This is a genomic window from Collimonas sp., from assembly GCF_039923675.1.
GTDB lineage: Bacteria > Pseudomonadota > Gammaproteobacteria > Burkholderiales > Burkholderiaceae_D > Collimonas.
Genome location: NZ_JBDTCG010000046.1, coordinates 1 through 22,677 on the forward strand (window position 1 = coordinate 1; position 22,677 = coordinate 22,677).

Sequence of the window (22,677 nt, forward strand, 5' to 3'; positions counted from 1 at the left end):
CGCCACGGCCGAAGCCATGGCGCTCCATCACGATCCGGCTGCGAAACAGCTCCTTGCGGGCATACAAGGCGATCAATGCCTGGCATTCCTGCGGAGTAAGCAATTGCGCCAGCAGCGCGCTGCCGTAATCGTCCAGATTCCTGGCGACGCCGTCCCAGTCCACGCCGCCGATCCTCTCTGCGATCGGGACTTCGTTGTCTGCTGTCGCGCGCAGTGTATTCATCATTTCTCCAGGCGGGTTTGATTATGCCTATGCGAGTGTAGGCAGGTTACCTTGATGTCGCACCCCGACTCTTGCGGTCAAATTCCGGAATTTGAAATTACTGCTTAATTTGTACTAAATATCGTCTATTTTTGATTTTGAATCAAATATGTATTGTGGGCACAGCGGTTTTTCTTTGTCTTTGCAGGCATCAAACTGCATAGCGTTAAATCACAAAGGAAACCGTCATGCCACTCGCACTCTGGGCGCTCACGCTCAGCGCTTTTGCCATAGGAACCACCGAATTCGTGATCGTCGGTCTGATTCCCACCATCGCCACCAGTCTTGGCGTCTCCGTACCTTCCGCCGGGCTGCTGGTCAGCCTGTATGCGTTGGGCGTCGCCGTTGGCGCGCCGGTGCTCACCGCGTTGACCGGCCGTGTGCCGCGCAAGCATCTGTTGCTAGGCCTGATGGCGCTGTTCACCATCGGCAACCTGGTGGCCTGGATGGCGCCGGGCTATGAAGCCCTGATGGCAGCGCGCGTGCTGACCGGCCTGGCGCATGGCGTGTTCTTTTCCATCGGTTCGACCATAGCGACCAGCCTGGTGCCGAAGGAAAAAGCGGCCAGCGCGATCGCCATCATGTTCACCGGCCTGACCGTGGCGCTGGTCACCGGTGTGCCGCTGGGAACCTGGATCGGCCAGACCTGGGGTTGGCAAACGACTTTCCTGGCCGTTTCGCTGCTGGGCGTGATTGCCTTTGTCGGCAGCTGGATGCTGGTGCCTGACGATATCAAGGGCAGCAAACCGGCATCGTTGCTGACCCAGGCTTCCGTGCTGAAAAAACCGCGGCTGTTGCTGGTGTATGCGATCACGGCGCTGGGCTACGGCGGTACCTTTATCGCTTTTACCTATCTGGCGCCGATCCTGCAGGAAATCTCCGGTTTTTCGGCTTCCACCGTGAGCCTGGTGATGCTTGTGTACGGTGTCTCGGTAGCGTTCGGCAATATCTGGGGCGGCAAGCTGGCCGACAAGAAGGGACCGATACGCGCTTTGCAGATCGTGTTTGCCATGCTGGCGGTAGTCTTGTTTGTCCTGACCTTCACGGCATCGAACCCGTGGCTGGCTGTCTTGACGGTATTGGCATGGGGCGCTTTCGCCTTCGGCAATGTACCCGGCTTGCAAGTGTATGTGGTGCAACAGGCTGAACGGCATGCGCCGCGTGCGGTGGACGTTGCCTCCGGCCTGAACATCGCCGCCTTCAATGTGGGCATTGCCCTCGGCGCCTGGGGTGGTGGGCTGATCGTCAGCCATCTGGGTTTGATGGCGACGCCATGGATAGGCGCTATCGTGGTGTTGGCTGCACTCGGTTTGACTACACTGGCAGGGTGGCTGGACCGGCGCGATGGCATCGCCCCTGTGATCGGTTCGGGTCACGCGGTCGCCATGCATTGACCTAATGGCCAACCGGGATTGTCTTGTTGTACAAGAGTAATGTGGTAAAAATGGTGACGTGATGCGGGCCTTGCCAAATTTCTGGAAATCCTGCACTATAGGTCTTGATTTTAATAGCCCTTTACTGAAAAACATCATTTTTATGTCATTCGCACGCACTTATTTCTTTTTTTACTTTAGCTATTCCAGCCCCACGGCGGTGAAAAGCGGTAAGCGTTCGTAAGTAAAGAGCAAACCGAAATTTCTAAATAACCGCCAGCGATGGCGGTTTTTTTATACCCAGTCACTTTTGAGCCAGGAGAAAAACATGCTACGCACCGACGATCTGCGCATACGAGAAATGAAAGAACTAATTCCACCATCGCATTTGATACGCGAATTCGGCTGCTCCGAGAAAGTGGCTGAAACCGCCGCCAATTCCCGGATTGCGCTGCATCGTATCTTGCACGGCCAGGACGACCGCCTGATGGTGGTGATCGGACCGTGTTCTATCCACGACACCAAGGCTGCGTTGGAATACGCCGGCCGCCTGGTCGGCGAGCGCGAGCGTTTCAAGGGTGAACTGGAAATCGTCATGCGCGTGTATTTCGAAAAACCGCGCACCACGGTCGGCTGGAAGGGCCTGATCAACGATCCTTACATGGATAACAGCTTCCGCATCAACGATGGCCTGCGCATGGCGCGCGAGCTGTTGTTGAACATCAACGAACTGGGCCTGCCGGCCGGCACTGAATTCCTGGATGTGATCAGTCCGCAATACATCGCCGACCTGATCAGCTGGGGCGCGATCGGCGCCCGCACTACCGAATCGCAGGTGCACCGCGAGCTGGCGTCGGGCCTGTCATGCCCGGTCGGCTTCAAGAACGGCACCGACGGCAACATCAAGATTGCAGTGGACGCCATCAAGGCAGCTTCGCAACCGCATCATTTCCTGTCGGTGACCAAGGGCGGCCATTCGGCCATCGTCTCCACCAACGGCAATGAAGACTGCCATATCATCCTGCGCGGCGGCAAAGCGCCGAACTACGATGCGGCCAGTGTCGATGCAGCCTGCAAGGATATCGCCGGCAGCGGTCTGGCGTCGCGCCTGATGATCGATGCTTCGCATGCCAACAGTTCGAAGAAGCCGGAAAACCAGATCCCGGTGTGCGCCGATATCGGTAGCCAGGTCGCTGCCGGCGATGGCCGTATCGTTGGCGTCATGGTGGAGTCGCATCTGATTGCCGGCCGCCAGGATCTGGTGCCGGGCAAGGAACTGGTCTACGGCCAGTCGGTGACCGACGGCTGCATCAATTGGGAAGAAAGCGTGGCGGTGCTGGAGGGGTTGGCTGCGGCAGTGAAGCAGCGCCGTTTGTTGAACGCCAGCCCGGCGTAATGAAAAACAGGCCGGACTAAGCTAGGCCGGCCTGAGATCTGGCAACAGCAAGCGGTGTCAGAACCGCTTGGTCAGCACCATCATCTCGCCTTCGCGCCGCATTTCGGTGCGGTTCAGGAATGACATCCCCAGCAGTGCAAACGGCAGTCCGCCTTCCTGCACCAGGGCATCGACCTGGTTCATTTCAATATCGCCGATCTTCACGGTATTCAGCTTGACCCTGTATGCCGGTGCCGGACCGTTGGCAGTGCTGACCATTACCATCTGGCCCTTTTTATAATCGACGCCCATCCGTGTCGCATCCGATGCCGGCAGCGCGATCATGGTGGCGCCGGTATCGACCAGCATGGTCATCATGGCGCCGTTGATCTGGGCCTGGGCAACGAAGTGGCCTTGCGGGTTGACCTTCAGCGTAACGCTGGAAGAGGCTCCCGGCGTGCTGCGGCTGACGTATTCACCGATACCGATCACTTGCCGCTTGCCCTTGACTTCCAAAGTCGCGGTGGAACCGTTGGCCTCGACCAGCTTGACGTCGTCGGCGACCTTGCTTCCCACCGAAAATGTCTTGGGCGAAGAACCGTCGATCACCAGTACGGCTTTTCCCGGGAACAGGCCGACTACGCCGATATCGGAGGCTTGGACAGCGCCGGAGATGGCGGTCAACAAAAACAGGCTGGAGGCTAAAGCGAGCGGGCGCATGATGGTCCGACTTTCCGGGCAAGAGGTTGAGATGGCGCCGTAGTATTGTTCAAACAACTTGAACAGTTGGCAACAGCAAGTGATGGTAACCTTGTCTGTTGCCGATTGCCACTGTTTAGTCACGGAAATTATTGAATTCCAGCGGCAAATCCGCCACTTCCTTGCGCAGCATCGCCATCGCCGCTTGCAGGTCGTCGCGTTTGGCGCCGGTGATGCGCACGGCGTCGCCTTGGATGCTGGCCTGGACCTTCATCTTGCTGTCCTTGACGATGCGCACGATCTTCTTGGCGGCTTCGGATTCGATGCCGTTCTTGATCTTGATCACTTGCTTGACCTTGTCGCCGCCGATCTTTTCGATCTTGCCGATGTCGAGGAAGCGGGTATCGACATTGCGTTTGACCAGTTTCGTGGTCAGCACGTCGCGCACCTGGCTCAGCTGGAATTCCGAGTCGGCGTAGGCGGTCAGGTCACGCTCTTTCAGCTCGATGCGGGCGTCGCTGCCCTTGAAGTCGAAGCGGGTCGCGATTTCCTTGTTGGCCTGGTCGTTGGCGTTTTTGACTTCGACCAGATTGGCTTCCGATACGGTATCGAATGATGGCATGGTGTTGTTCCTTCAGTATGTTCAAATAAAACTGGCCGGCTGGTTGCAGCACGGCCGTCAGGCTATGCGCATTTTATCGGACAAAAAACCTGCGGTGTGGGCTCGTTGGGTGATTGTTGGTGGTTTGTTAGAGGATTTCTTGCCGCGCCGGACATCTTTCGGGTGCATTGCAGCCGCTGGCGGTCTTGCACCTGCTGTCGCGCTATCCGCTTGCGTTTATAATCCCGATGCTATGACTATCTCCCAGCTCCCGCTTCAGTTCGATTTCTCTCTGCGCCGGCATAATACTTTCGGTATCGATGCCAAGGCGCATGCCTATTTGCCGGTTACCTCAATCGACACCCTGTACGCGCTCAGGGCGGATGCCCAGGCCGCCGCTTTGCCGCGCCTGGTGCTGGGCGGCGGCAGTAATCTGGTCCTGACCCAGGATTTTCCAGGCCTGGTGTTGCACATGTGCGGCCATGGCAGGGAAATCATCGGTGAAGACGCAGATGCCATTTATGTAAAGGCAGCGGCTGGTGAAAACTGGCATGGCTTGGTGCAATGGACGCTGGAGCAAGGCTTGGGCGGCCTGGAGAATCTGTCTCTGATCCCCGGCAGCGTCGGCGCTTCGCCGATCCAGAACATCGGCGCCTACGGCGTCGAGCTGCAAGAGCGTTTTCATGCGCTGACCGCAATCGAGATGGAGAGCGGTGAAATCCTGACCCTGGATCGCGCTGCCTGCGCCTTTGCCTATCGTGACAGTATCTTCAAGCACAGCCTGCGCGATCGTGCCGTGGTGCTGGACGTGACGTTCGCCTTGCCCAAGCGCTGGCAGCCGAATCTGCGCTATGCCGACGTGGCGCAAGAACTGGATGCGCGTAAACTGTCGCAGCCCAGTGCCCGTGATATCAGCGATGCGGTGATCGCCATCCGCACCCGCAAGCTGCCGGATCCGGCCTTGATCGGCAACGCCGGTAGTTTTTTCAAGAATCCCCTGGTGTCGGAACAGCAACGCAATGCGCTGCTGGCACAGCATCCACCGCTGGTGAACTATGCGCAGGCGGACGGCAGTTACAAGCTGGCCGCCGGTTGGCTGATTGACCAGTGTGGCTGGAAAGGCAAGAGCCTGGGCGCCGCCGGCGTCTATGAAAAACAGGCGCTGGTGCTGGTGAACCGAGGTGGGGCCACTGGCCAGGATGTGGTGCGGCTGGCGCAAGCGGTACAGGCGGATGTGATGGCGAAGTTTGGCGTGGCGCTGGAGCCGGAGCCGATTTTTATCTAGGGAGCGATGGGGCTTGTTGCAACTTTTGCAGCGGCTGCGTGTCACAACCAAGTCACATTGAAGCTCTATGCTTCAACCTGTCTCATATCCAACACTCCCTAAGGTAATGGATTTCCAGCCCGTTATGCATCAGCGCAACGGGCTTTTTTTTTGTCTTTCCGAGATCTGTTTAGCCGTAATGGCAAACGTAGTTCACCGTTTCCAGCGTCTCGATATCAAAACTCGAGTTCGCAGGAATTTCAAAGCGCTCGCCGCTGGTATATCTGGTCCAGAGCTGTTGGCCTTGCTGACGCACGCGGCAGACGCCGCTGGTGATATCCATGACTTCGGCGACGCCGGTGCCGAATGTCAGCGAAGACGGCAGAATGACGCCCAGCGTCTTTTTACTGCCATTCGGGAAAATGACAGTGTGTGAGACACATTTCCCGTCAAAGTAGACGCTGGCTTGCTTGTGTACGGATACGTGGTCGAACTGGGCGCTCATAGTCTCGGGTTCTCTCTTGTCAGTGAAAATCAGTCTGCGTCTTTATCGAGCAGCGGCAGCGAGACGGCATTGCTGGATGCCAGCAGGCCGGTGCTTTGATAGATCGCCAGTTTCTGGCGCGTATCGGTAATGTCGAGGTTGCGCATGGTCAGTTGGCCGATACGGTCTTGCGGCGTGAACGCGCCTGCACCCTTTTCCATGGTCAGGCGTTCCGGCTGGTAGGTCAGGTTGGCTGACTCGGTGTTGAGAATCGAATAGTCGTTGCCGCGACGCAGTTCGATCGTGACTTCGCCGGAGATGGCGCGCGCCACCCAGCGTTGCGCCGATTCGCGCAGCATGATCGCCTGCGAGTCGAACCAGCGGCCTTGATACAGCAGGCGGCCCAGCTTGCGGCCGTTTTCGCGATATTGCTCGATCGTGTCTTCGTTGTGGATGCCGGTGACCAGGCGCTCGTAGGCGATGAACAGCAGCGCCAGGCCCGGCGCTTCATAGATGCCGCGGCTCTTGGCTTCGATGATGCGGTTTTCGATCTGGTCGCTCATGCCCAGGCCGTGACGGCCGCCGATGCGGTTGGCTTCCATCAGCAAATCGACCGGGTTGGCGTACACGATGCCGTTGAGCGCGACCGGCTGGCCTTGTTCAAAGCGCACAGTGACTTCTTCGCGCTTGATTTCGACGTCGTCGCGCCAGAAGGCGACGCCCATGATCGGTTCGACGATCTTCATGCCGGAGTTCAGGAACTCTAGGTCTTTCGCTTCATGCGTGGCGCCGAGCATGTTGGAATCGGTCGAATAGGCTTTCTCGACCGACATCTTGTAATCGAAGCCCGAGGCGATCATGAATTCGGACATTTCCTTGCGGCCGCCCAGTTCATCGATGAAGGCATTGTCGAGCCAAGGCTTGTAGATCTTCAGGTTCGGATTGACCAGCAGGCCGTAGCGGTAGAAACGCTCGATGTCGTTGCCCTTGAAGGTGCTGCCGTCGCCCCAGATGTCGACCTTGTCTTCTCGCATGGCGGCCACCAGCATGGTGCCGGTGACGGCGCGCCCGAGCGGCGTAGTGTTGAAGTAGGTCACGCCTGCCGTGGAGATATGGAAGGCGCCGCTTTGCAATGCAGCGACGCCTTCATTCACCAGCTGTTCGCGGCAATCGACCAGGCGCGCCAGTTCAGCGCCGTAGGCCTTGGCTTTTTTCGGGATCTCGCTGTAGTCCGGCTCGTCCGGCTGGCCCAAGTTGGCGGTATAGGCGTAAGGAATAGCGCCTTTCTGGCGCATCCAGTGCAACGCTGCGCTAGTGTCAAGGCCTCCCGAAAAGGCGATGCCGACTTTTTGATTGACTGGAACGGATTGCAGGATGTTGGACATGATCTTCTGATTAGGTTGTTATGACAATTGGTGTTTATTTTAGTAACTATGCAGGCTCGTGGCAGACCGTTTTTCGATTAAGCCACTTTTCCCAGTACCAGGTATTCCAGCAAAGCCTTTTGCACATGCAGGCGGTTTTCCGCTTCTTCCCAGACCACCGATTGCGGGCCGTCGATCACTTCGGCGGATACTTCCTCGCCGCGATGCGCCGGCAGGCAGTGCATGAACAAGGCATCGGCGTTGGCGCGCTGCATCTTGGCCTGGTCGACAATCCAGCCGTCGAAGGCTTTCAGGCGCGCGGCGTTTTCATCCTCGTAACCCATGCTGGTCCAGACATCGGTAGTCACCAGGTCGACGCCTTCGCAAGCATCGGACGGGTTGGCGAACAACGTGTAGCGCTGGTTGTCGGCCGCCACCTGGGTCGGGTCGAGATCGTAGCCCTTGGGGGTCGACACATTCACATGGAAACCGAATACCTGCGCCGCCTGCAGCCACGAATACAGCATGTTGTTGGCGTCGCCGATCCAGGCTACTTTCTTGCCGGCGATGGAACCGCGGTGTTCGATGTAGGTGAACACATCGGCCAATACCTGGCAGGGATGCTGCTCATTGGTCAGGCCGTTGATCACCGGCACCCGCGAATGGGAGGCGAAGCGTTCGATGATATCCTGGCCGAAGGTGCGGATCATGATGACGTCGCACATGCGCGACATGACCTGCGCCGCATCTTCCACCGGCTCACCGCGGCCCAGCTGGCTGTCGCGCGTGTTCAGGTAGATGGCGGCGCCGCCCAGCTGATGCATGCCGGCTTCGAACGACAGGCGGGTGCGGGTCGAATTTTTCTCGAACACCATCACCAGCGTGCGGTCAAGCAGCGTGTAGTGCGGTTCGTAATTCTTGAATTTGCGTTTGATGAGACGGCTACGTTCAATCACGTACTCGTATTCGTCCAGCGAAAAATCAGAAAACTGCAGGTAATGTTTGATTGCCATAAATGAAAACGGCGGCCGCTGTGGCGACTGCCGCCGAAAGTTGGAATTCCATTTTTAAATCAACCGCTGGTTTTGCAAGCCGTCGTAGATGCTGTGCGCGGGCTTCGATGAACGCCCCACGATTGGCTTAGAAATGAAATAAGTGCTTCAATTATAAGGGATTTCACTAGAAAAGATACCCGTCAAAAGATTGCTTATTTATTATTAATAAGATGGCATGGTATTTTCCGGCGGCGGCTGCCATCCGCCATCCGCTTAATACAGCTTTTGTGACGACTCATGCAGCAACTGCACGTAAAGCTGGTGCCGCATTGGCGCTATCCGGTTTTCCTTGACGGCTTCCAGCACCGCGCAGCTCGGTTCGATCAGATGATGGCAGTTGTAGAACTTGCATTTTCCCAGATAGGGCGTGAATTCGACGAAGGCGCGTTCCAGCATGCCTTCGCTCAGCTGGTACAGGCCGAATTCCTGGAATCCAGGCGAATCGATGATGCTGGCGGGCTTGCCGTCCGTGTCGCTATTGTCCGCATCCAGCTCATACAGGCGAGTAAAGGTGGTGGTGTGCTTGCCGGTATCGAGGGCTGCGGAGATTTCACGCACGGCGATGTCGGCATCCGGCACGATCAGGTTGATGATCGACGATTTACCCATACCGGACTGGCCGATCAGGATGGTCGACTGTCCTTTCAGCAAAGGCCATAGTGTGGCGCAGGTTTCTTCGGGAAACGCACGCGCCGACAATTCGTGGACCGGATAGCCCAGGCTCGCGTACATCTGCAAGCGTTGCCGGGTTTTCTCCAGCGCTTCGACGATATCGGTCTTGTTGAGCACGATATGTGCCTTGACGCCAGCTGCTTCAGCCGCCACCAGTGCGCGCGAGATCAGGTCGTCGGCAAAGCCGGGCTCGGTTGCCACCACGATGAACAGCTGTGTCACATTGGCAGCCAGCAGCTTGGACTTGTACTGGTCGGAGCGGTACAACAGGCTGTTGCGCTCATCGATGGCTTCAATTACGCCCTGGTTGGGCGAAGTGGTTTTCAACTGCACGCGGTCGCCGACCGCCACGTCGCTTTTCTTGCCGCGGGTGACGCATTGCAATTTGAGAGACTCGCCGCCGATGCTGGCTTGCACCAGGTAATGGCGACCGTGGGCGGCAATCACCAGGCCGCTGCCGGCTTGATCCTTATGGTGCTGCTGTTGCGGTTTGGCGTGATCAACCATGGGCTGCCATCAGTCGGTTGATGCGCACGGTGGCTGGCGGATGCGAATCGTAGAATGCCGAATGCAGCGGATCAGGGGTCAGGGTCGAGGCGTTGTCTTCATACAGCTTGACCAGCGCGGTCACCAGGTCGGGGCCATTGGTATGCTTGACGGCAAACGCATCGGCTTCGAATTCATGTTTGCGCGAGCTGATCGAGGAAAGTGGCGACAGCAGGAAGGTAAAGATCGGCAACGCCAGCATGAACAGGATCAGCGCCATCGCATCGTTATTGCTGAGGTCGGCCAGCAGCAACGGGTTGACGCCGAGGCCGGTGTAAAACCACAGTTGCTGTTTCAGGTAGCCGAGCAGCGCCAGGAAGGCCAGCGAAATTGCAAACATCACGGCGATGCGCTTGACAATGTGCTTGAGTTTGAAATGCCCCAGTTCATGCGCCAGCACCGCTTCGATTTCATGCGGCGCCAGACGCGCCAGCAAGGTGTCGAAAAAGACGATGCGCTTACCGGCGCCAAAGCCGGAAAAATAGGCATTGCCATGGGCGCTGCGCTTGGAGCCATCCATCACGAACAGACCCTTGGACGCAAAGCCGACGCGCTTCATCAAGCCTTCGATGCGGTCGCGCAGGGTGTCGTCGGTCAATGGCGTGAATTTGTTGAACAGCGGCGCAATCACGGTCGGGTAGAGCACCAGCATCAGCAACTGGAAGCCGCTGAACACCAGCCACGCGTAGAACCACCAGAGGTCGCCGGATCTGGCCATTAGCAACAGCACCACCCAGACCAGCGGCAAGCCGATGGCGGCGCCGATCAGGGTGTTTTTCAGGATATCGGTGAAAAATAGCTTGACCGTCATCTTGTTAAAACCGAAACGCGCTTCCAGTACAAACTGCTTGTAATAATCCAAAGGCAGGTCGATCAGGCCGGCAATCGCGCCAAACGCCACCAGCAAACCCAGTTGATAGACCATTCCGGGGCCTGCCAGGTTGAATATGATGTTGGAAAGCAACTGCAAACCGCCCAGCAAGGTGAAGCCGATCAGGACGGCGGCGCTCACCAGCATCGACAACATGCCGAATTTGGTCTTGGCGACGGTGTAGTCGGCAGCGCGCTGATGCGCCGCCAAAGGGATCTTTTCTGCAAATTCGGCAGGCACTGCGCTGCGGTGGCTGACAACGTGCCGGATCTGGCGCGAACCCAGCCAAAAGCGCACTACCAAGGTAATTGCCAGGAAAATTACAAACAAAACTGAAAATGCAAATGAAGACATGCCGTCCCTATGTGAGAAAATACCTGCCGATGGTCACCTCCAAGAACCGCAGTGAGTGCCCCAATCTCTGGCCTGCGATGCTCACTGTACTTTCGTACAGCTGCGCTTCTTAACCAGACCTTGGAGCGCTCACCGCAATTCTTGAGGATGCCTTGCAGCAAGCAGCAATTTGAACGCCGCACAACCGCTTAAATAACCAAGAGAACAATTATGTCACAAGCCGCCGATATCTCCGCTACTCCTGCTGTCACGCCTGTCCCGGCGGCGCCGGTACGGCCTAATGAATTCAACCTGATCTGGGTTGACATGGAAATGACCGGCTTGAACCCGGACGGCGACCGCATCATTGAAGTCGCGGTGGTCGTTACCGATCCGCAACTGAATATCCTGGCGGAAGGCCCGGTATTTGCGATTCACCAGGCTGACGAGATCATGGACGGCATGGACGCCTGGAACAAGGGCACCCATGGTCGTTCGGGTTTGATCGAGCGCGTAAAAACCTCGACTGTGACTGAAAACGAAGCCGAACTGGCCTTGATCGAGTTCCTGAAAAAGTACGTGCCGAACGGAAAATCTCCAATGTGCGGCAACACGATTTGCCAGGATCGCCGCTTCATGGCGCGCGGCATGCCGAAACTGGAAGCATTTTTCCACTATCGCAACCTGGATGTGTCGACCCTGAAAGAGTTATGCCGCCGTTGGAAGCCGGAGTTGGCGAGCGGTTTCAAGAAGCATCAGAAACACACCGCATTGGCCGATATCCTTGAATCGATCGAAGAGCTGCGCTATTACCGCGAGCATTTCATCAAGGAATAAAAGACAGGCCGGGTAGCGCTACGCCAGCCCGGCTTGCCATTGTCTCGACTGCGTGGCGGACTACTCTTCAGTCGTATTGAGACCGCAACACTTTTTGAATTTCTTGCCGCTGCCGCAGCTGCAATCATCGTTGCGGCCGACTTTCGGCGTCTCGCGCTGTATGGTCTTGACTGCGGATTTGCGGTGCGGCAGCCAGTAGCGGTAGATTTCCGGAATCGCCGCTTCCACTTCCACGGCCAGTTTGTGACGTTGTACCGGATCCTCGCGCAGCGCCATTTCCTCCTCTTCCAGTTCTTCCGCGCCCAGCAGATAGATAGGGCGGACGACCGTCGCCAGGTTGGAGTGCCAGATCGGTTCCCAGGCTTTGGCGCGGATATTTATGCCTTCCCAGAAACCCCAGGCCCAGGCTTCGCCGTCTAGCAGCGGCTTGCCTTCGTGTTCATGCTCGCAAAACAGCGGCTCATATTCTTTCGGCGCAACTTCCAGCGTGACCGCGATTTCATTCATGTAGCGGGCGATCAGGCCGACGATCTTTTCGTATTCCTTGTCGGTCTTGAATTTCGGCGCATCCTTCAGCGACGGTCCCCATACATGCGGCAGCCATTCTCCCAGCAACACCTGCTCCGGCCCGATCACCAGGGCCGTCAGATAGCCATGCAGGGTATCCATGGTCATGCTGTCTTCAGCGCAACGATCGGATAATAAAAAATCGTCCAGTTCGTCAAATTCTTTGTCTGAGAGGGGTTCGTCGAGATTCATGGGAGGACCGCTTAAAAAATGGGGATACGGATTTTACGATTGAAATGCCCTTTGGCAGCAAAATATTCAATGCTACGGGGCTCGCGACGATCATTTATCCTTATAACAGGATACGGAAAGTGGCGATGAGTACCCGGGTGCCTTCACGTGCGAATATTACTGTAAAATATTTCTTTTACGCCAACAAAGCCACGGCAGGATTATCTCATATGAAAATTAGAGCGCTATCGCCGCAAGATCTTTCATCTTACCGCCAGCTTAAGGCTGGAATCCATCCTGGATTCGCCATCTTCCGTCGTTCCGAACTATGACGAAGAAGGCCGGCTACCCGACGAACAGATGGTGACACGTTTGAACGCCAGTCCTTTTCAGATGACGTATGGCGCGTTTCAAGAGGATGTCCTGGTTGGCGCGGTTGGCTTTGTACGCGATCCCAGGAGCAAGGTCTGTCACCGCGCGAGTATCGTGGGCGTCTATGTGACGCCGGAAGCACGCACCGCCGGCATTGCACAGGGTTTGCTGGAAGCGGCCATTGCGCATGCCAGGAATATCCCGGAGGTGGTCCAGCTGGATTTGCGAGTCAACACGATTAACGTCCGTGCCAGATCCCTATATGCCAGGTTAGGATTCGTTTCTTGCGGAATCGACCGCCGCGCTCTGCGTATAGACGGACAGTTTCATGATGAAGAGCGCATGGCCTTGGATCTTGGTGCAGCGTAGCCGTTTCAGGCTGGACGTGGATTAAGTAGTCCTGATTTCAGCGAGCAAGTCGGGATGTCGGTCTAGCACCTGCAGCAATTTGACCAGCGCCAAGGATGGTTTGCTTTTGCCATTTTCGTAGCGCGAGAATGCATTGACGCCGCCGCCGAAAATCTCGGCGGCTTCGCGTTGGTCGAGCGCGAGTTTCTTGCGGACGCTAGCAATAAAAGCAGGATCGACGATGGCCGCATTCACTTGCTTGTTGAACGCCGCCATGAATTTCATTGTGCGGCGGGACTCCGCCATATCTAGAACCGATTCGCCGCAGGCTGGACAGTATTTGCCAGTCACAGCTGGAATGGTAGTCGATACACCTTTGTAAACGTAGGGCTGGTCACGCGTATCATGGACCAGTTCGGCCGCCCCGCAAACCGGGCATTTCATGTTCATAGCTCCTTAAAGGACACGATGAGTAGTTCATCAATGACCGTGAGTTTCAGGTAGACCTCGCCAACTGGCGTGACGGGTCGGTATACGTCCTGCCATATGCGATGATCTGCGTGAGTCGTCATGCTCTTGTAGAAATCGGCCGCAGTGAGTGCCATTACTATGGCGAGCATATCGTCGACATCGAGTCCTAGTGCAGCGGCGCCGTCAAGAGCCGCTCTTGTAGAGCATACCCGTCCCGTCTCGATCATGGTTTTCACTACCGACAAATGACAATGGGGCTTATTTTTCTCCATTGTTATTTTAACCTAGTAAGTTAATTTGGCAAATCGATGAATTTTCTCGATTGAGAGATTTATTGGCCTAAGGCTCATAAACCCGCATGAAGCTGGCAAATCTCGGTATGCCGCCGGGATTCAAGCCGCGGAAGCGATACGTCACCACCGTCCCGATTGCCGGCGGCTGACGTCGTTGCGCATCGGTGAAGCCGGTGCCGAGCTTGAAGCGCAGGCCATCCGGCGTTTCCACCAGCAAGGCGCCCAGCATGTCCTGGTATTTACCTTTTCCTGGTAGATGGGCAATCACCTTGGCCTCCGCATCGTCATGGGTCTTCACTTTCAGCAGGTCGTCATTGCGTTGCCCACGGTAAAGCGAAGCGCCACGGTGCAACATCAATCCTTCGCCGCCTTGTTTTGCGCTTTGCAAAAGCATGCGCTGCAAAGCTGCATGGTCGCTGACCTTGATTTGCTTGACTGCTTGCACCCACGGTACGCCAAGTTTGCCTATCAGGTCTTGTAGCGCGATGAGGCGCTGGTCGAAACTGCCGCCATGGGCCGGCAGATCGAACACCATGAAACGCATCTTGCGCCAGGCTGCATCGTCGGGTGTCTGCCGTCGGACAGTGGAAACCGCATGACTGAATTGCGCGCGACCGGCCCATAGTTCTCCGTCCAGCGCCACTTTCGGCCAGTTGGCGGTAAACCAGGGCGGCGCGTTGATCCGCTGGCCGCCGCGCGTCAGCAGTTTTTCACCGTCCCAGTAACCGCGCGCGCCATCCATTTTTTCACTGACCCAGTAATCGGCCAGATTGATGCCGGAACGGTAAACGTTGGCCAGCATCAATGGCGGTGGGGTGTCGCCAGCCATGGCGGGCGGCGCTAAAGTGATCAGCATGCCGAGCGCTAACGCGCCCAGTCTGGCAATACGGCGCAATGCATGTCGGGGCGAAAGAATGGTCACGGAGTCGCTCGATGAATGGTTATCGTTTTTGAAACATATCATCAAGCATTGGTCGAGATCTATATCATAACTGCCTAATCGTCCAAGGAAACAAGCCGCTGGCGCTTACAATGGGCGGATGAATACTTCGCCCCCCGCATCATTTTCGACCCTGACCCCCGATACCGTACTGGACGCGCTCGACAGTATCGGCTTGCATGGCGACGGCCGCCTGCTGGCGCTCAACAGCTATGAGAACCGGGTCTACCAGATCGGCATGGAAGAAGGGCCGCCGCTGGTTGCCAAGTTCTACCGGCCGCAGCGCTGGAGCGACGCGGCAATCCTGGAAGAACACGGCTTCGTGCAGGAGCTGGTCGAACGCGAAATTCCCGTGGTTGCCGCATGGGCTGCCGAAGACGGTCAAACCTTGCATCAATTCGACGGTTTTCGCTTTGCGGTGTTCCCGCGCCATGGCGGCCGCGCGCCAGAGCTGGAGGACGACGCCACGCTCGAATGGCTGGGCCGGTTCATGGGACGCATCCATGCCGTAGGCGGTTTGCGCAATTACGCGCATCGGCCGACACTGGATATCGCCAGCTTCGGCGAAGAACCCAGTGCCTTCCTGCTGGCCAACAGCTTCATCCCGGAAGATTTGCTGGAAGCCTATCGAAGTACCGTAACGCAAGCGTTGGAAGGCGTGCGCCGCTGCTTTGAACGGGCCGGCAGTGTTGGCGCGCTGCGGTTGCATGGCGACTGCCATGGCAGCAATGTCTTGTGGACCGACGCCGGGCCGCACTTCGTCGACTTCGACGATAGCCGCATGGGACCGGCGGTGCAGGATCTGTGGATGTTGTTGTCCGGCGAGCGCAGGGACATGGTGCGGCAGATGGGTTCATTGCTGGCCGGTTATGAGGATTTCTGCGATTTCGAATCACGCGAGCTCTACCTGATCGAGGCGCTGCGCACTTTGCGCCTGATTCATTATGCAGCCTGGATAGCGCGGCGCTGGGATGATCCGGCGTTTGCCGTCGCCTTTCCCTGGTTTAATACGCAGCGCTACTGGCAGGACCGGGTGTTGGAATTGCGCGAGCAGATTGCATTGATGGATGAACCGCCGCTTTGGCAGTCATGATGCGCAGTCATGATCCAACGCCAGCGGGATTGCGTAATCCCGCTGCAGACAGGGATTTAATGCGCCACGGTCTTCGAGAAAACGTTCAGCACCAGTACGCCGGAGACGATCAGGCCGATGCCGATCAGGGCCGCAGCATCCAGGCTTTGCTTCAAGAACAGCCAGCCCACCAACGCGATCAGCGCAATCCCGATGCCGGACCACATCGCATACACGATTGCCACCGGCAAGGTGCGCAGGGTCAGCGACAGGAAGTAGAAGGCCGTCAGGTAGCCGGTCACCACCACCACCGACGGAATCAGCCGGGTGAATTCGGCGCTGGCTTTCAAGGCGCTGGTGGCGATCACTTCGGCGACGATGGCGATTAACAGATAGACCCAATGCATGATTTCTCCTGACAAAAAATAAAAATGGTGACGAAGGATGCCGCCGAATAAGCTAACTCTATAAGCCGACTCTAATCGATCGCGGCGAACAACTCTGTAACGAAATCGACAAATACCCGTACCTTGGCCGACAATTGGTGACTCTGGTGATACACCACCGATACCGGCGGACCCGGCGTGGCCCAGTCCGCCAGCACAGGCAGCAGTTGGCCGGCGCGGATCTGCGGATTGAGCGACAGCGTCAACAGCTGGACAATGCCGGCGCCGCTATTGGCCGCGTGGATCAGGGTCTCGGCGTGGTTGATGGCGATATTTCCCGGCGGCGCCCAGCTGAATTCCTGCTTGCCTTTGCTGAAGGTCCATGGCACATTCTGGCCGCTGTTCGGGTGAATGAACGCCAGGCAGCGGAAATCCTGCAGTTCCTGCGGGGTTTGCGGCGTGCCATGTTGCGCCAGGAATTCGGGTGACGCGCAGCACAGGTTGCGTGTCTGGTAGATACGGCGCGCAATCATGCTCGAATCCTTCAGTTCGCCTATGCGTATCCAGACATCGCCGCGGCCTTCCACCATATCCACCATGCGGTCGCCGACATTCAGCCGGATCGACAATTCGGGATATAACGCACTAAAGCGCGCCAGCGCGGGCGCCAGGTAGATGCGGGCGATCACGGTCGGCACGTCGACCCGCAAGATGCCTTGCGGCGTCACGCGCCGGCCTTGCAGCGCATCTTCCAGTTCGGTCATGTCGCCGATCAGGCGTTCGGCGCGCTGGTAACAGCTATGGCCGTCATCGGTCAGGGAAATCTTGCGGGTGGTGCGGTTCAGCAGGCGCACGCCGAAATGCCGCTCCAGGCTGGCGATATGGTTGGTGATGGTGGCGTTCGACATCTCCAGCTGCTCGGCGGCACGGCTGAAGCTGTTCATCTCCACCACCTGGCAAAATACCCGCAACGATTCCAGTCTATCCATGATGCTATTTTTGTATTATTTAAGATAATTAAAAAATGATTTTAATTATCGCCTATTTTTCTACTTATTAAAAAGGATGATAATGTAAAAAAAGCCAGCCCAGACTTGGCATGCATCCTTTCCAGGAGACACAGGTAGATGAGCACCGCAACCAGCAGCAATCCGATAGACATTCCCGCCCTGATCGACCACAGCCGCATCGGCGCCTTCCAGGTCGTCATGCTTGCCCTGTGCGGCATCTGCCTGATCATCGACGGCTTCGACGTCCAGGCCATGGGTTACGTGGCGCCCGCCATTATCCAGGAGTGGGGCATAGACAAGGCCAACCTCGGCCCGGTGTTCGGCGCCGGCCTGTTCGGCATGCTGGTGGGATCGCTCACATTCAGCATCCTGGCGGACCGCATCGGCCGCCGCCCGGTGCTGATCGCCGCGACTCTGTTCTTTGCCGCTTGCATGCTGCTGACGCCGCTGGCCGGCACTGTGGACCAATTGATTGCACTGCGCTTCATCACCGGCCTCGGGCTGGGCGCGATCATGCCCAACGCCATGGCGCTGGCCGGTGAGTACAGCCCGTTGCGCAAGCGCGTGACCTTGATGATGCTGGTTTCGTGCGGCTTCACGCTGGGCGCAGTGCTTGGCGGCTTGCTATCGGCGGCCTTGATCCCGCGCTTCGGCTGGCAATCGGTATTCCATGTCGGCGGCGCGCTGCCGGTGGTGATCGGCATCCTGATGTTTTTCCTGTTGCCGGAGTCGATGCAGTTCCTGGTATTGCGCGGCAGGCGGCTGGAGCAAGTCGGCAAGTGGTTGCGCCGTATTGATCCGGCAGTAGTGATCGACCAGCACACGCGCTACGTGGTCAACGAAAAAGCCGGCAAGGGCGCGCCGGTGATGCAGTTGTTCCAGGAAGGGCGGGCCAAGGTCACCATCCTGTTGTGGATCATCAATTTCATGAACCTGGTGAACCTGTATTTTCTCTCCAACTGGCTACCCACCATCGCCAAGGACGCCGGTTTGTCGACTGCTACCGCGGTCATGGCCGGCACCACTTTGCAGATCGGCGGTACGCTGGGCACCTTGATCATGGGCCAGTTAATCGACCGTTCCGGTTTCCGCCGCGTGCTGATCCCGGTATTCCTGATCGCGGGCGTCGCCGTGGCATTGATTGGCCGGCCCGAGATGTCGCTACTGTTCCTGTTCGCCAGCATCTTTGTCGCCGGCTTCTGCATCGTCGGCGGCCAGCCTGCGGTGAATGCTTTGGCCGGCACGTATTACCCGACAACCTTGCGCTCGACCGGCATCGGCTGGAGTCTTGGCGTTGGGCGGATTGGATCGATCATCGGGCCGGTGCTGGGCGGCGAATTGATTCGCCTGAACTGGCCCAACAGCAGCATCTTTCTGGTGCTGGCGGTGCCGGCGCTGGTGTCGTCTGTGATGCTGATGTTGATGCAGGGGGCCTCCGGCCAGAAGAGTCCGGTAACTATCGCCGCGCATTGAGACCGGTTCTGTCACTGAGTAAATTGAATTTCAAAATCAATCTTGAGAACCAAGCCCGATACAAGCAATCACCAAACGAGCGAGAGTAAAACGATGAAAATTTCACCGCCGAATGACGGCTTGCATTATCAGTCTGGGTTCTGCAACGACTTCTCGAGCGAGGCCTTGCCAGGAGCGCTGCCAGCCACCCAGAATTCACCGCAGAAAGCGCCTTACGGCCTCTACGCGGAACAGCTGTCCGGCACGGCATTCACTGCGCCGCGCGCGCACAACCGGCGCAGCTGGCTGTACCGGATCCGTCCCGGCGCGATGCATCATGCGTTTGAAAAATTCGATCAGCCTTTGCTGGCCAGCGGACCATTCAACCAGGTCGATACGCCACCCAACCAGCTGCGCTGGAATCCGTTGCCGATCCCGGGCGACGACCAGCCCACCGATTTCATCGATGGCCTGATCACTGTCGCCGGCAACGGCGATGTGGCGGCCCAGATCGGCATCGCGATTCACCTGTATGTGGCAAATCGTTCCATGCATGATCGTTTTTTCTACGATGCCGATGGCGAGTTGCTGATCGTGCCGCAGCAAGGGCATCTGCTGGCGCGGACCGAACTGGGCGTGCTTGAAGCCAAGCCCGGTGAAATTCTGGTGATCCCGCGCGGCGTGCGTTTCCGCATCGAGCTGCCGGACGGCGTGGCGCGCGGTTATGTCTGCGAAAATTACGGCGCGGCATTCCAGTTGCCTGAGCTGGGCCCGATCGGTTCCAACGGCCTGGCCAATGCGCGCGATTTCCAGGCGCCTGTTGCCGCCTATGAAGAGCGAGAAGGCGATTTCCAGCTGCTGGCCAAATTCGGCGGCCAGCTATGGGCGGCGCGCATCGGCCATTCGCCGCTGGATGTAGTGGCATGGCATGGCAACTACACGCCGTACAAATATGATCTGAGCCGGTTCAATACCATCAACACGGTCAGCTTCGATCATCCTGATCCCTCCATCTTTACCGTGCTGACGTCGCCCTCGGATACCGCCGGCACCGCCAATGTCGATTTCGTGATCTTTCCGCCGCGCTGGATGGTGGCGGAAAACACCTTCCGGCCGCCATGGTTCCACCGCAATATCATGAGCGAATACATGGGATTGATCCATGGCGCGTATGATGCGAAGGCCGACGGCTTTACGCCGGGCGGCGGCAGCCTGCACAACTGCATGACAGGACACGGTCCCGACGCCGCTACGTTCGACAAGGCATCGAACGCCGAACTGGCGCCGCACCGTATCGACAATACAATGGCTTTCATGTTTGAAAGCCGCTATGTGATACATCCGACTCGCTACGCGCTGGCGACGCCGCATTTGCAGAAGGACTATCTGCAATGCTGGCACGGATTGAAAAAGAATTTCAACGGACAACCCTAAGAGAATACGAAGGACGCAAAACATGATGCAAGCAAATGATCCAGCACTGAAATCGTTTATCCCGACTCCACCGGAGTCGCATTTCCCTATCCAGAACCTGCCTTTCGGCGTGTTCAGCAATGCCGCCAATCCGGCGCCGCGCGTTGGCGTTGCGATTGGCGATCAGGTGCTGGATCTGGCCGCGCTGGCCGACTCCGGCCTGCTGACCGTCAGTCCGGAAGTATTCCGCCAACCGACGCTCAACGCCTTCATTGCACTCGGCCGCCAAACCTGGCGCAGCACCCGCACCAGCATCAGCGAACTGCTGCGTGACGATAATTTGAAACTGCGCGACAACCAGGTTTTGCGCGACAAGGTTTTCATCGCTCAGGATCAAGTCACATTGCACCTGCCGCTGGAAATTCCCGGCTATACCGATTTCTACTCATCGAAAGAACATGCGACCAACGTCGGTTCAATGTTCCGCGATCCGGCCAACGCGCTGCTGCCTAACTGGCTGCACATCCCGATCGGCTACAACGGCCGCGCCAGTTCCGTGGTGGTCAGCGGCACGCCGTTGCAACGCCCGAACGGCCAGCTGAAACTGCCGGATGTCGATGCGCCGGTGTTCGGCGCCTGCCGCAAACTCGATTTTGAACTGGAAACCGGTTTCATCATCGGCCAGCCTAACGCCCTCGGCGAGCCGATCGATATCGCCAATGCGGAACAGCATATCTTCGGCATGGTCTTGCTCAACGACTGGAGCGCGCGCGATTTGCAGCAATGGGAATACGTGCCGCTGGGCCCGTTCAACAGCAAGTCCTTCGCCACCTCCATCTCGCCATGGGTGGTCACCATGGATGCACTCGAACCATTCCGCGTCGCCAGCCCGGAGCAGCAGCCGCAACCGCTACCGTATCTGCAGCAAAGCGGCAAGAACGGCTACGACATCAGCCTGGAAGTCACCTTGAAGCCGGGCGAAGCAGCTCAGCCGCAAACCATCTGCCGCACCAATTTCAAGGCGATGTACTGGACCATGGTGCAACAGTTGGCACATCACACCGTATCCGGTTGCAATACCCGCATCGGCGATCTGATGGGCTCAGGCACCATCAGCGGCACGACGCCGGAAGCCTATGGCAGCTTGCTGGAACTGACCTGGAACGGCAAGAATCCGTTGACGCTGGCGGACGGCAGCCAGCGCAGTTTTATCCAGGATGGCGATGAAGTGGCGATGACCGGCTGGTGCCAGGGCGATGGCTACCGGGTTGGCTTTGGCGTGGTCAGTGGCAAGATCTTGCCGGCGCGAGACTGAAATTGCCTGGAAGTCCTGTCGTGAGCAGCCATTATCAATCGGGTTAGTCCCGGCCGGGTCTTTCCCGACAGGGTCATTCCGGATCGGGTCATTCCCGCGCACGCGGGAATCCATGTTAAATCACCTAGGTAACATGGATCCCCGCGTTCGCGGGGGCGACGAGGCAACAGTCAATTGATGGTTTTTATAATTTAATGAGGTAAACCCCCTGCTATGCCGGGGGACTCACCAAGGTTTGACCTATACGTCGGTCGGTTTGAAACTTCTATCTCTACCAAAGAAGGAGTTTCAAGATGAAAGAGTATCAAAGTTTGAGCCATACGAGATGGGATTGTAAATATCACATAGTGTTTATCCCGAAGCGTCGAAAGAAAGCGATTTATGGTGCGTTACGGCGACATCTTGGTGAGATATTTCGTGAGTTAGCGCAGCACAGGGAGTGCAAGGTAGTAGAAGGCCATTTGATGGTTGACCATGTGCATATGTGTCTGAGCGTACCGCCGAAGTATTCGGTGTCCAATGTTGTTGGTTACATCAAAGGCAAGAGTGCGATTTCAGTAGCCCGGCATTTTGGTGGAAGGCAAAGAAATTTCACTGGAGAGGTCTTTTGGGCACGCGGCTACTTTGTCTCGACGGTAGGCTTGGATGAGGAAATGGTTCGTAGCTACATTCGTAATCAGGAGCAGGAGGATGAGCGTTACGACCAAATGAAATTGGGACTGTAGTCGCCTTTAGGCGCCTCACGGATGCCCTTGAGCTTAGGATTTTCCGCTTCGATTAAGGAAAGCGCGTCATCGATGCGCTTGCCAATGTCGGCTTGTTTGGCCTGTGCGCGCAGACTTTCCCAGCGCGCCGCTTCCGGCACCCAGAATACATTCACTTCCTTGTAGTAGTCGCGGTCTTCCAGTTCTTTGGCGAGCATGGCGGCATCGGCGTCGGGTACGAAGTAGTCGTCGTCTGGATTGGCAAATTTGATTGCCAATTCCTCGCGGCGGGTCTGGAAGGTGTCTGAGATGTATTTGACGAAAATCAGGCCGAGCACGATGTGCTTGTATTCGGCAGCGTCCATGTTGGCGCGCAGTTTATCGGCAGTGGCCCAGAGTGTTTTTTTGATATCTTCGATCATGTTCG

General features: G+C 57.2%; 23 protein-coding genes and 2 pseudogenes. 10 read left to right on the top strand and 15 right to left on the bottom strand.

The window, feature by feature from the left end; all coding sequences use genetic code 11:
- A pseudogene (locus ABI171_RS08900) lies at positions 1-223 on the bottom strand (proline hydroxylase); the annotation flags it as partial.
- 227 nt (positions 224-450) lie between these two features.
- On the opposite strand from ABI171_RS08900, the gene ABI171_RS08905 reads away from it, so the two are divergent.
- A complete protein-coding gene (locus ABI171_RS08905; protein WP_348092215.1) occupies positions 451-1,656 on the top strand; it encodes an MFS transporter in 1,206 nt (401 codons plus the stop codon).
- Between the two features lie 307 nt (positions 1,657-1,963).
- The gene (aroG, locus tag ABI171_RS08910) at positions 1,964-3,031 is read left to right on the top strand and encodes a 3-deoxy-7-phosphoheptulonate synthase AroG (RefSeq protein WP_348092216.1); all 1,068 of its coding nucleotides are present in this window, start codon (positions 1,964-1,966) and stop codon (positions 3,029-3,031) included.
- A gap of 57 nt (positions 3,032-3,088) precedes the next feature.
- Here aroG and ABI171_RS08915 read toward each other — a convergent pair whose 3' ends face one another.
- Both ABI171_RS08915 and ABI171_RS08920 read right to left on the bottom strand, forming a co-directional pair.
- Positions 3,089-3,730, bottom strand: a complete 642-nt coding sequence (locus tag ABI171_RS08915) for a TIGR02281 family clan AA aspartic protease (protein WP_348092217.1) — start codon at positions 3,728-3,730, stop codon at positions 3,089-3,091.
- A gap of 115 nt (positions 3,731-3,845) precedes the next feature.
- Positions 3,846-4,331, bottom strand: a complete 486-nt coding sequence (locus ABI171_RS08920) for a YajQ family cyclic di-GMP-binding protein (protein ID WP_348092218.1) — start codon at positions 4,329-4,331, stop codon at positions 3,846-3,848.
- Between the two features lie 232 nt (positions 4,332-4,563).
- Here ABI171_RS08920 and murB point away from each other — a divergent pair, with 232 nt between their 5' ends.
- Positions 4,564-5,595 (top strand): UDP-N-acetylmuramate dehydrogenase, encoded by a 1,032-nt coding sequence (murB, locus tag ABI171_RS08925; protein ID WP_348092219.1) that lies wholly within the window; start codon positions 4,564-4,566, stop codon positions 5,593-5,595.
- 169 nt (positions 5,596-5,764) lie between these two features.
- On the opposite strand, the gene ABI171_RS08930 is transcribed toward murB, so the two are convergent.
- The 5 genes from ABI171_RS08930 to ABI171_RS08950 form a co-directional block, all read right to left on the bottom strand.
- The gene (locus ABI171_RS08930) at positions 5,765-6,079 is read right to left on the bottom strand and encodes a pyrimidine/purine nucleoside phosphorylase (protein WP_348092220.1); all 315 of its coding nucleotides are present in this window, start codon (positions 6,077-6,079) and stop codon (positions 5,765-5,767) included.
- Positions 6,080-6,108: 29 nt separating this feature from the next.
- Positions 6,109-7,443, bottom strand: a complete 1,335-nt coding sequence (argG, locus tag ABI171_RS08935) for an argininosuccinate synthase (protein WP_348092221.1) — start codon at positions 7,441-7,443, stop codon at positions 6,109-6,111.
- Between the two features lie 77 nt (positions 7,444-7,520).
- A complete protein-coding gene (gene argF / locus ABI171_RS08940) occupies positions 7,521-8,435 on the bottom strand; it encodes an ornithine carbamoyltransferase (RefSeq protein WP_348092222.1) in 915 nt (304 codons plus the stop codon).
- Positions 8,436-8,690: 255 nt separating this feature from the next.
- The gene (rsgA, locus tag ABI171_RS08945) at positions 8,691-9,656 is read right to left on the bottom strand and encodes a ribosome small subunit-dependent GTPase A (RefSeq protein ID WP_348092223.1); all 966 of its coding nucleotides are present in this window, start codon (positions 9,654-9,656) and stop codon (positions 8,691-8,693) included.
- On the bottom strand, positions 9,649-10,920 hold the full coding sequence (locus ABI171_RS08950) for a M48 family metallopeptidase (protein ID WP_348092224.1): 1,272 nt from the start codon (positions 10,918-10,920) through the stop codon (positions 9,649-9,651). The genes rsgA and ABI171_RS08950 overlap by 8 nt, the downstream gene beginning before the upstream one ends.
- A 210-nt stretch (positions 10,921-11,130) precedes the next feature.
- Between ABI171_RS08950 and orn the strand changes: the two genes are divergently transcribed.
- Entirely contained in the window at positions 11,131-11,736 is a 606-nt protein-coding gene (gene orn / locus ABI171_RS08955; RefSeq protein ID WP_348092225.1) for an oligoribonuclease, read from the top strand.
- Between the two features lie 60 nt (positions 11,737-11,796).
- Here orn and ABI171_RS08960 read toward each other — a convergent pair whose 3' ends face one another.
- A complete protein-coding gene (locus ABI171_RS08960; protein ID WP_348092226.1) occupies positions 11,797-12,495 on the bottom strand; it encodes a UPF0149 family protein in 699 nt (232 codons plus the stop codon).
- A 276-nt stretch (positions 12,496-12,771) separates the two neighbouring features.
- Here ABI171_RS08960 and ABI171_RS08965 point away from each other — a divergent pair, with 276 nt between their 5' ends.
- On the top strand, positions 12,772-13,215 hold the full coding sequence (locus ABI171_RS08965) for a GNAT family protein (protein ID WP_348092247.1): 444 nt from the start codon (positions 12,772-12,774) through the stop codon (positions 13,213-13,215).
- 21 nt (positions 13,216-13,236) lie between these two features.
- On the opposite strand, the gene ABI171_RS08970 is transcribed toward ABI171_RS08965, so the two are convergent.
- The 3 genes from ABI171_RS08970 to ABI171_RS08980 form a co-directional block, all read right to left on the bottom strand.
- On the bottom strand, positions 13,237-13,638 hold the full coding sequence (locus ABI171_RS08970) for a type II toxin-antitoxin system MqsA family antitoxin (protein WP_348092227.1): 402 nt from the start codon (positions 13,636-13,638) through the stop codon (positions 13,237-13,239).
- A gap of 2 nt (positions 13,639-13,640) precedes the next feature.
- The gene (locus ABI171_RS08975) at positions 13,641-13,937 is read right to left on the bottom strand and encodes a type II toxin-antitoxin system MqsR family toxin (RefSeq protein ID WP_348092228.1); all 297 of its coding nucleotides are present in this window, start codon (positions 13,935-13,937) and stop codon (positions 13,641-13,643) included.
- A gap of 67 nt (positions 13,938-14,004) precedes the next feature.
- Positions 14,005-14,814, bottom strand: coding sequence for a DNA ligase (locus ABI171_RS08980; protein WP_348092248.1), 810 nt, complete (start codon positions 14,812-14,814; stop codon positions 14,005-14,007).
- Between the two features lie 184 nt (positions 14,815-14,998).
- On the opposite strand from ABI171_RS08980, the gene ABI171_RS08985 reads away from it, so the two are divergent.
- Positions 14,999-15,991: a serine/threonine protein kinase gene (locus ABI171_RS08985; RefSeq protein WP_348092229.1), complete on the top strand. Its 993-nt coding sequence runs from the start codon at positions 14,999-15,001 to the stop codon at positions 15,989-15,991.
- Positions 15,992-16,047: 56 nt separating this feature from the next.
- Here ABI171_RS08985 and ABI171_RS08990 read toward each other — a convergent pair whose 3' ends face one another.
- Positions 16,048-16,380 (bottom strand): multidrug efflux SMR transporter, encoded by a 333-nt coding sequence (locus ABI171_RS08990; RefSeq protein ID WP_348092249.1) that lies wholly within the window; start codon positions 16,378-16,380, stop codon positions 16,048-16,050.
- A gap of 68 nt (positions 16,381-16,448) precedes the next feature.
- Positions 16,449-17,345 carry a LysR family transcriptional regulator gene (locus ABI171_RS08995; protein WP_348092230.1) on the bottom strand — a complete coding sequence of 299 codons (897 nt, stop codon included), beginning with the start codon at positions 17,343-17,345 and terminating at the stop codon, positions 16,449-16,451.
- A 138-nt stretch (positions 17,346-17,483) separates the two neighbouring features.
- Here ABI171_RS08995 and ABI171_RS09000 point away from each other — a divergent pair, with 138 nt between their 5' ends.
- The 4 genes from ABI171_RS09000 to tnpA all read left to right on the top strand — a co-directional run bounded on the left by ABI171_RS09000 (position 17,484) and on the right by tnpA (position 22,271).
- Positions 17,484-18,839: an MFS transporter gene (locus ABI171_RS09000; RefSeq protein WP_348092231.1), complete on the top strand. Its 1,356-nt coding sequence runs from the start codon at positions 17,484-17,486 to the stop codon at positions 18,837-18,839.
- Positions 18,840-18,932: 93 nt separating this feature from the next.
- Positions 18,933-20,252: a homogentisate 1,2-dioxygenase gene (gene hmgA, locus ABI171_RS09005; RefSeq protein WP_348092232.1), complete on the top strand. Its 1,320-nt coding sequence runs from the start codon at positions 18,933-18,935 to the stop codon at positions 20,250-20,252.
- A 22-nt stretch (positions 20,253-20,274) separates the two neighbouring features.
- A complete protein-coding gene (fahA, locus tag ABI171_RS09010; protein ID WP_348092233.1) occupies positions 20,275-21,546 on the top strand; it encodes a fumarylacetoacetase in 1,272 nt (423 codons plus the stop codon).
- A gap of 293 nt (positions 21,547-21,839) precedes the next feature.
- Positions 21,840-22,271: an IS200/IS605 family transposase gene (gene tnpA / locus ABI171_RS09015; RefSeq protein WP_348092234.1), complete on the top strand. Its 432-nt coding sequence runs from the start codon at positions 21,840-21,842 to the stop codon at positions 22,269-22,271.
- 20 nt (positions 22,272-22,291) lie between these two features.
- On the opposite strand, the pseudogene ABI171_RS09020 reads toward tnpA, so the two are convergent.
- A pseudogene (locus tag ABI171_RS09020) lies at positions 22,292-22,672 on the bottom strand (type I restriction-modification system subunit M N-terminal domain-containing protein); the annotation flags it as partial.
- Between the last annotated feature and the right edge of the window lie 5 nt (positions 22,673-22,677).

Excerpts from the sequence above, each read along its gene's own strand:
- ABI171_RS08905 (WP_348092215.1), top strand. The coding sequence starts at position 451 with ATGCCACTCGCACTCTGGGCGCTCACGCTCAGCGCTTTTGCCATAGGA.
- aroG (WP_348092216.1), top strand. The coding sequence starts at position 1,964 with ATGCTACGCACCGACGATCTGCGCATACGAGAAATGAAAGAACTAATT.
- ABI171_RS08915 (WP_348092217.1), bottom strand. The coding sequence starts at position 3,730 with ATGCGCCCGCTCGCTTTAGCCTCCAGCCTGTTTTTGTTGACCGCCATC.
- ABI171_RS08920 (WP_348092218.1), bottom strand. The coding sequence starts at position 4,331 with ATGCCATCATTCGATACCGTATCGGAAGCCAATCTGGTCGAAGTCAAA.
- murB (WP_348092219.1), top strand. The coding sequence starts at position 4,564 with ATGACTATCTCCCAGCTCCCGCTTCAGTTCGATTTCTCTCTGCGCCGG.
- ABI171_RS08930 (WP_348092220.1), bottom strand. The coding sequence starts at position 6,079 with ATGAGCGCCCAGTTCGACCACGTATCCGTACACAAGCAAGCCAGCGTC.
- argG (WP_348092221.1), bottom strand. The coding sequence starts at position 7,443 with ATGTCCAACATCCTGCAATCCGTTCCAGTCAATCAAAAAGTCGGCATC.
- argF (WP_348092222.1), bottom strand. The coding sequence starts at position 8,435 with ATGGCAATCAAACATTACCTGCAGTTTTCTGATTTTTCGCTGGACGAA.
- rsgA (WP_348092223.1), bottom strand. The coding sequence starts at position 9,656 with ATGGTTGATCACGCCAAACCGCAACAGCAGCACCATAAGGATCAAGCC.
- ABI171_RS08950 (WP_348092224.1), bottom strand. The coding sequence starts at position 10,920 with ATGTCTTCATTTGCATTTTCAGTTTTGTTTGTAATTTTCCTGGCAATT.
- orn (WP_348092225.1), top strand. The coding sequence starts at position 11,131 with ATGTCACAAGCCGCCGATATCTCCGCTACTCCTGCTGTCACGCCTGTC.
- ABI171_RS08960 (WP_348092226.1), bottom strand. The coding sequence starts at position 12,495 with ATGAATCTCGACGAACCCCTCTCAGACAAAGAATTTGACGAACTGGAC.
- ABI171_RS08970 (WP_348092227.1), bottom strand. The coding sequence starts at position 13,638 with ATGAAATGCCCGGTTTGCGGGGCGGCCGAACTGGTCCATGATACGCGT.
- ABI171_RS08975 (WP_348092228.1), bottom strand. The coding sequence starts at position 13,937 with ATGGAGAAAAATAAGCCCCATTGTCATTTGTCGGTAGTGAAAACCATG.
- ABI171_RS08980 (WP_348092248.1), bottom strand. The coding sequence starts at position 14,814 with ATGCTGATCACTTTAGCGCCGCCCGCCATGGCTGGCGACACCCCACCG.
- ABI171_RS08985 (WP_348092229.1), top strand. The coding sequence starts at position 14,999 with ATGAATACTTCGCCCCCCGCATCATTTTCGACCCTGACCCCCGATACC.
- ABI171_RS08995 (WP_348092230.1), bottom strand. The coding sequence starts at position 17,345 with ATGGATAGACTGGAATCGTTGCGGGTATTTTGCCAGGTGGTGGAGATG.
- ABI171_RS09000 (WP_348092231.1), top strand. The coding sequence starts at position 17,484 with ATGAGCACCGCAACCAGCAGCAATCCGATAGACATTCCCGCCCTGATC.
- hmgA (WP_348092232.1), top strand. The coding sequence starts at position 18,933 with ATGAAAATTTCACCGCCGAATGACGGCTTGCATTATCAGTCTGGGTTC.
- fahA (WP_348092233.1), top strand. The coding sequence starts at position 20,275 with ATGATGCAAGCAAATGATCCAGCACTGAAATCGTTTATCCCGACTCCA.
- tnpA (WP_348092234.1), top strand. The coding sequence starts at position 21,840 with ATGAAAGAGTATCAAAGTTTGAGCCATACGAGATGGGATTGTAAATAT.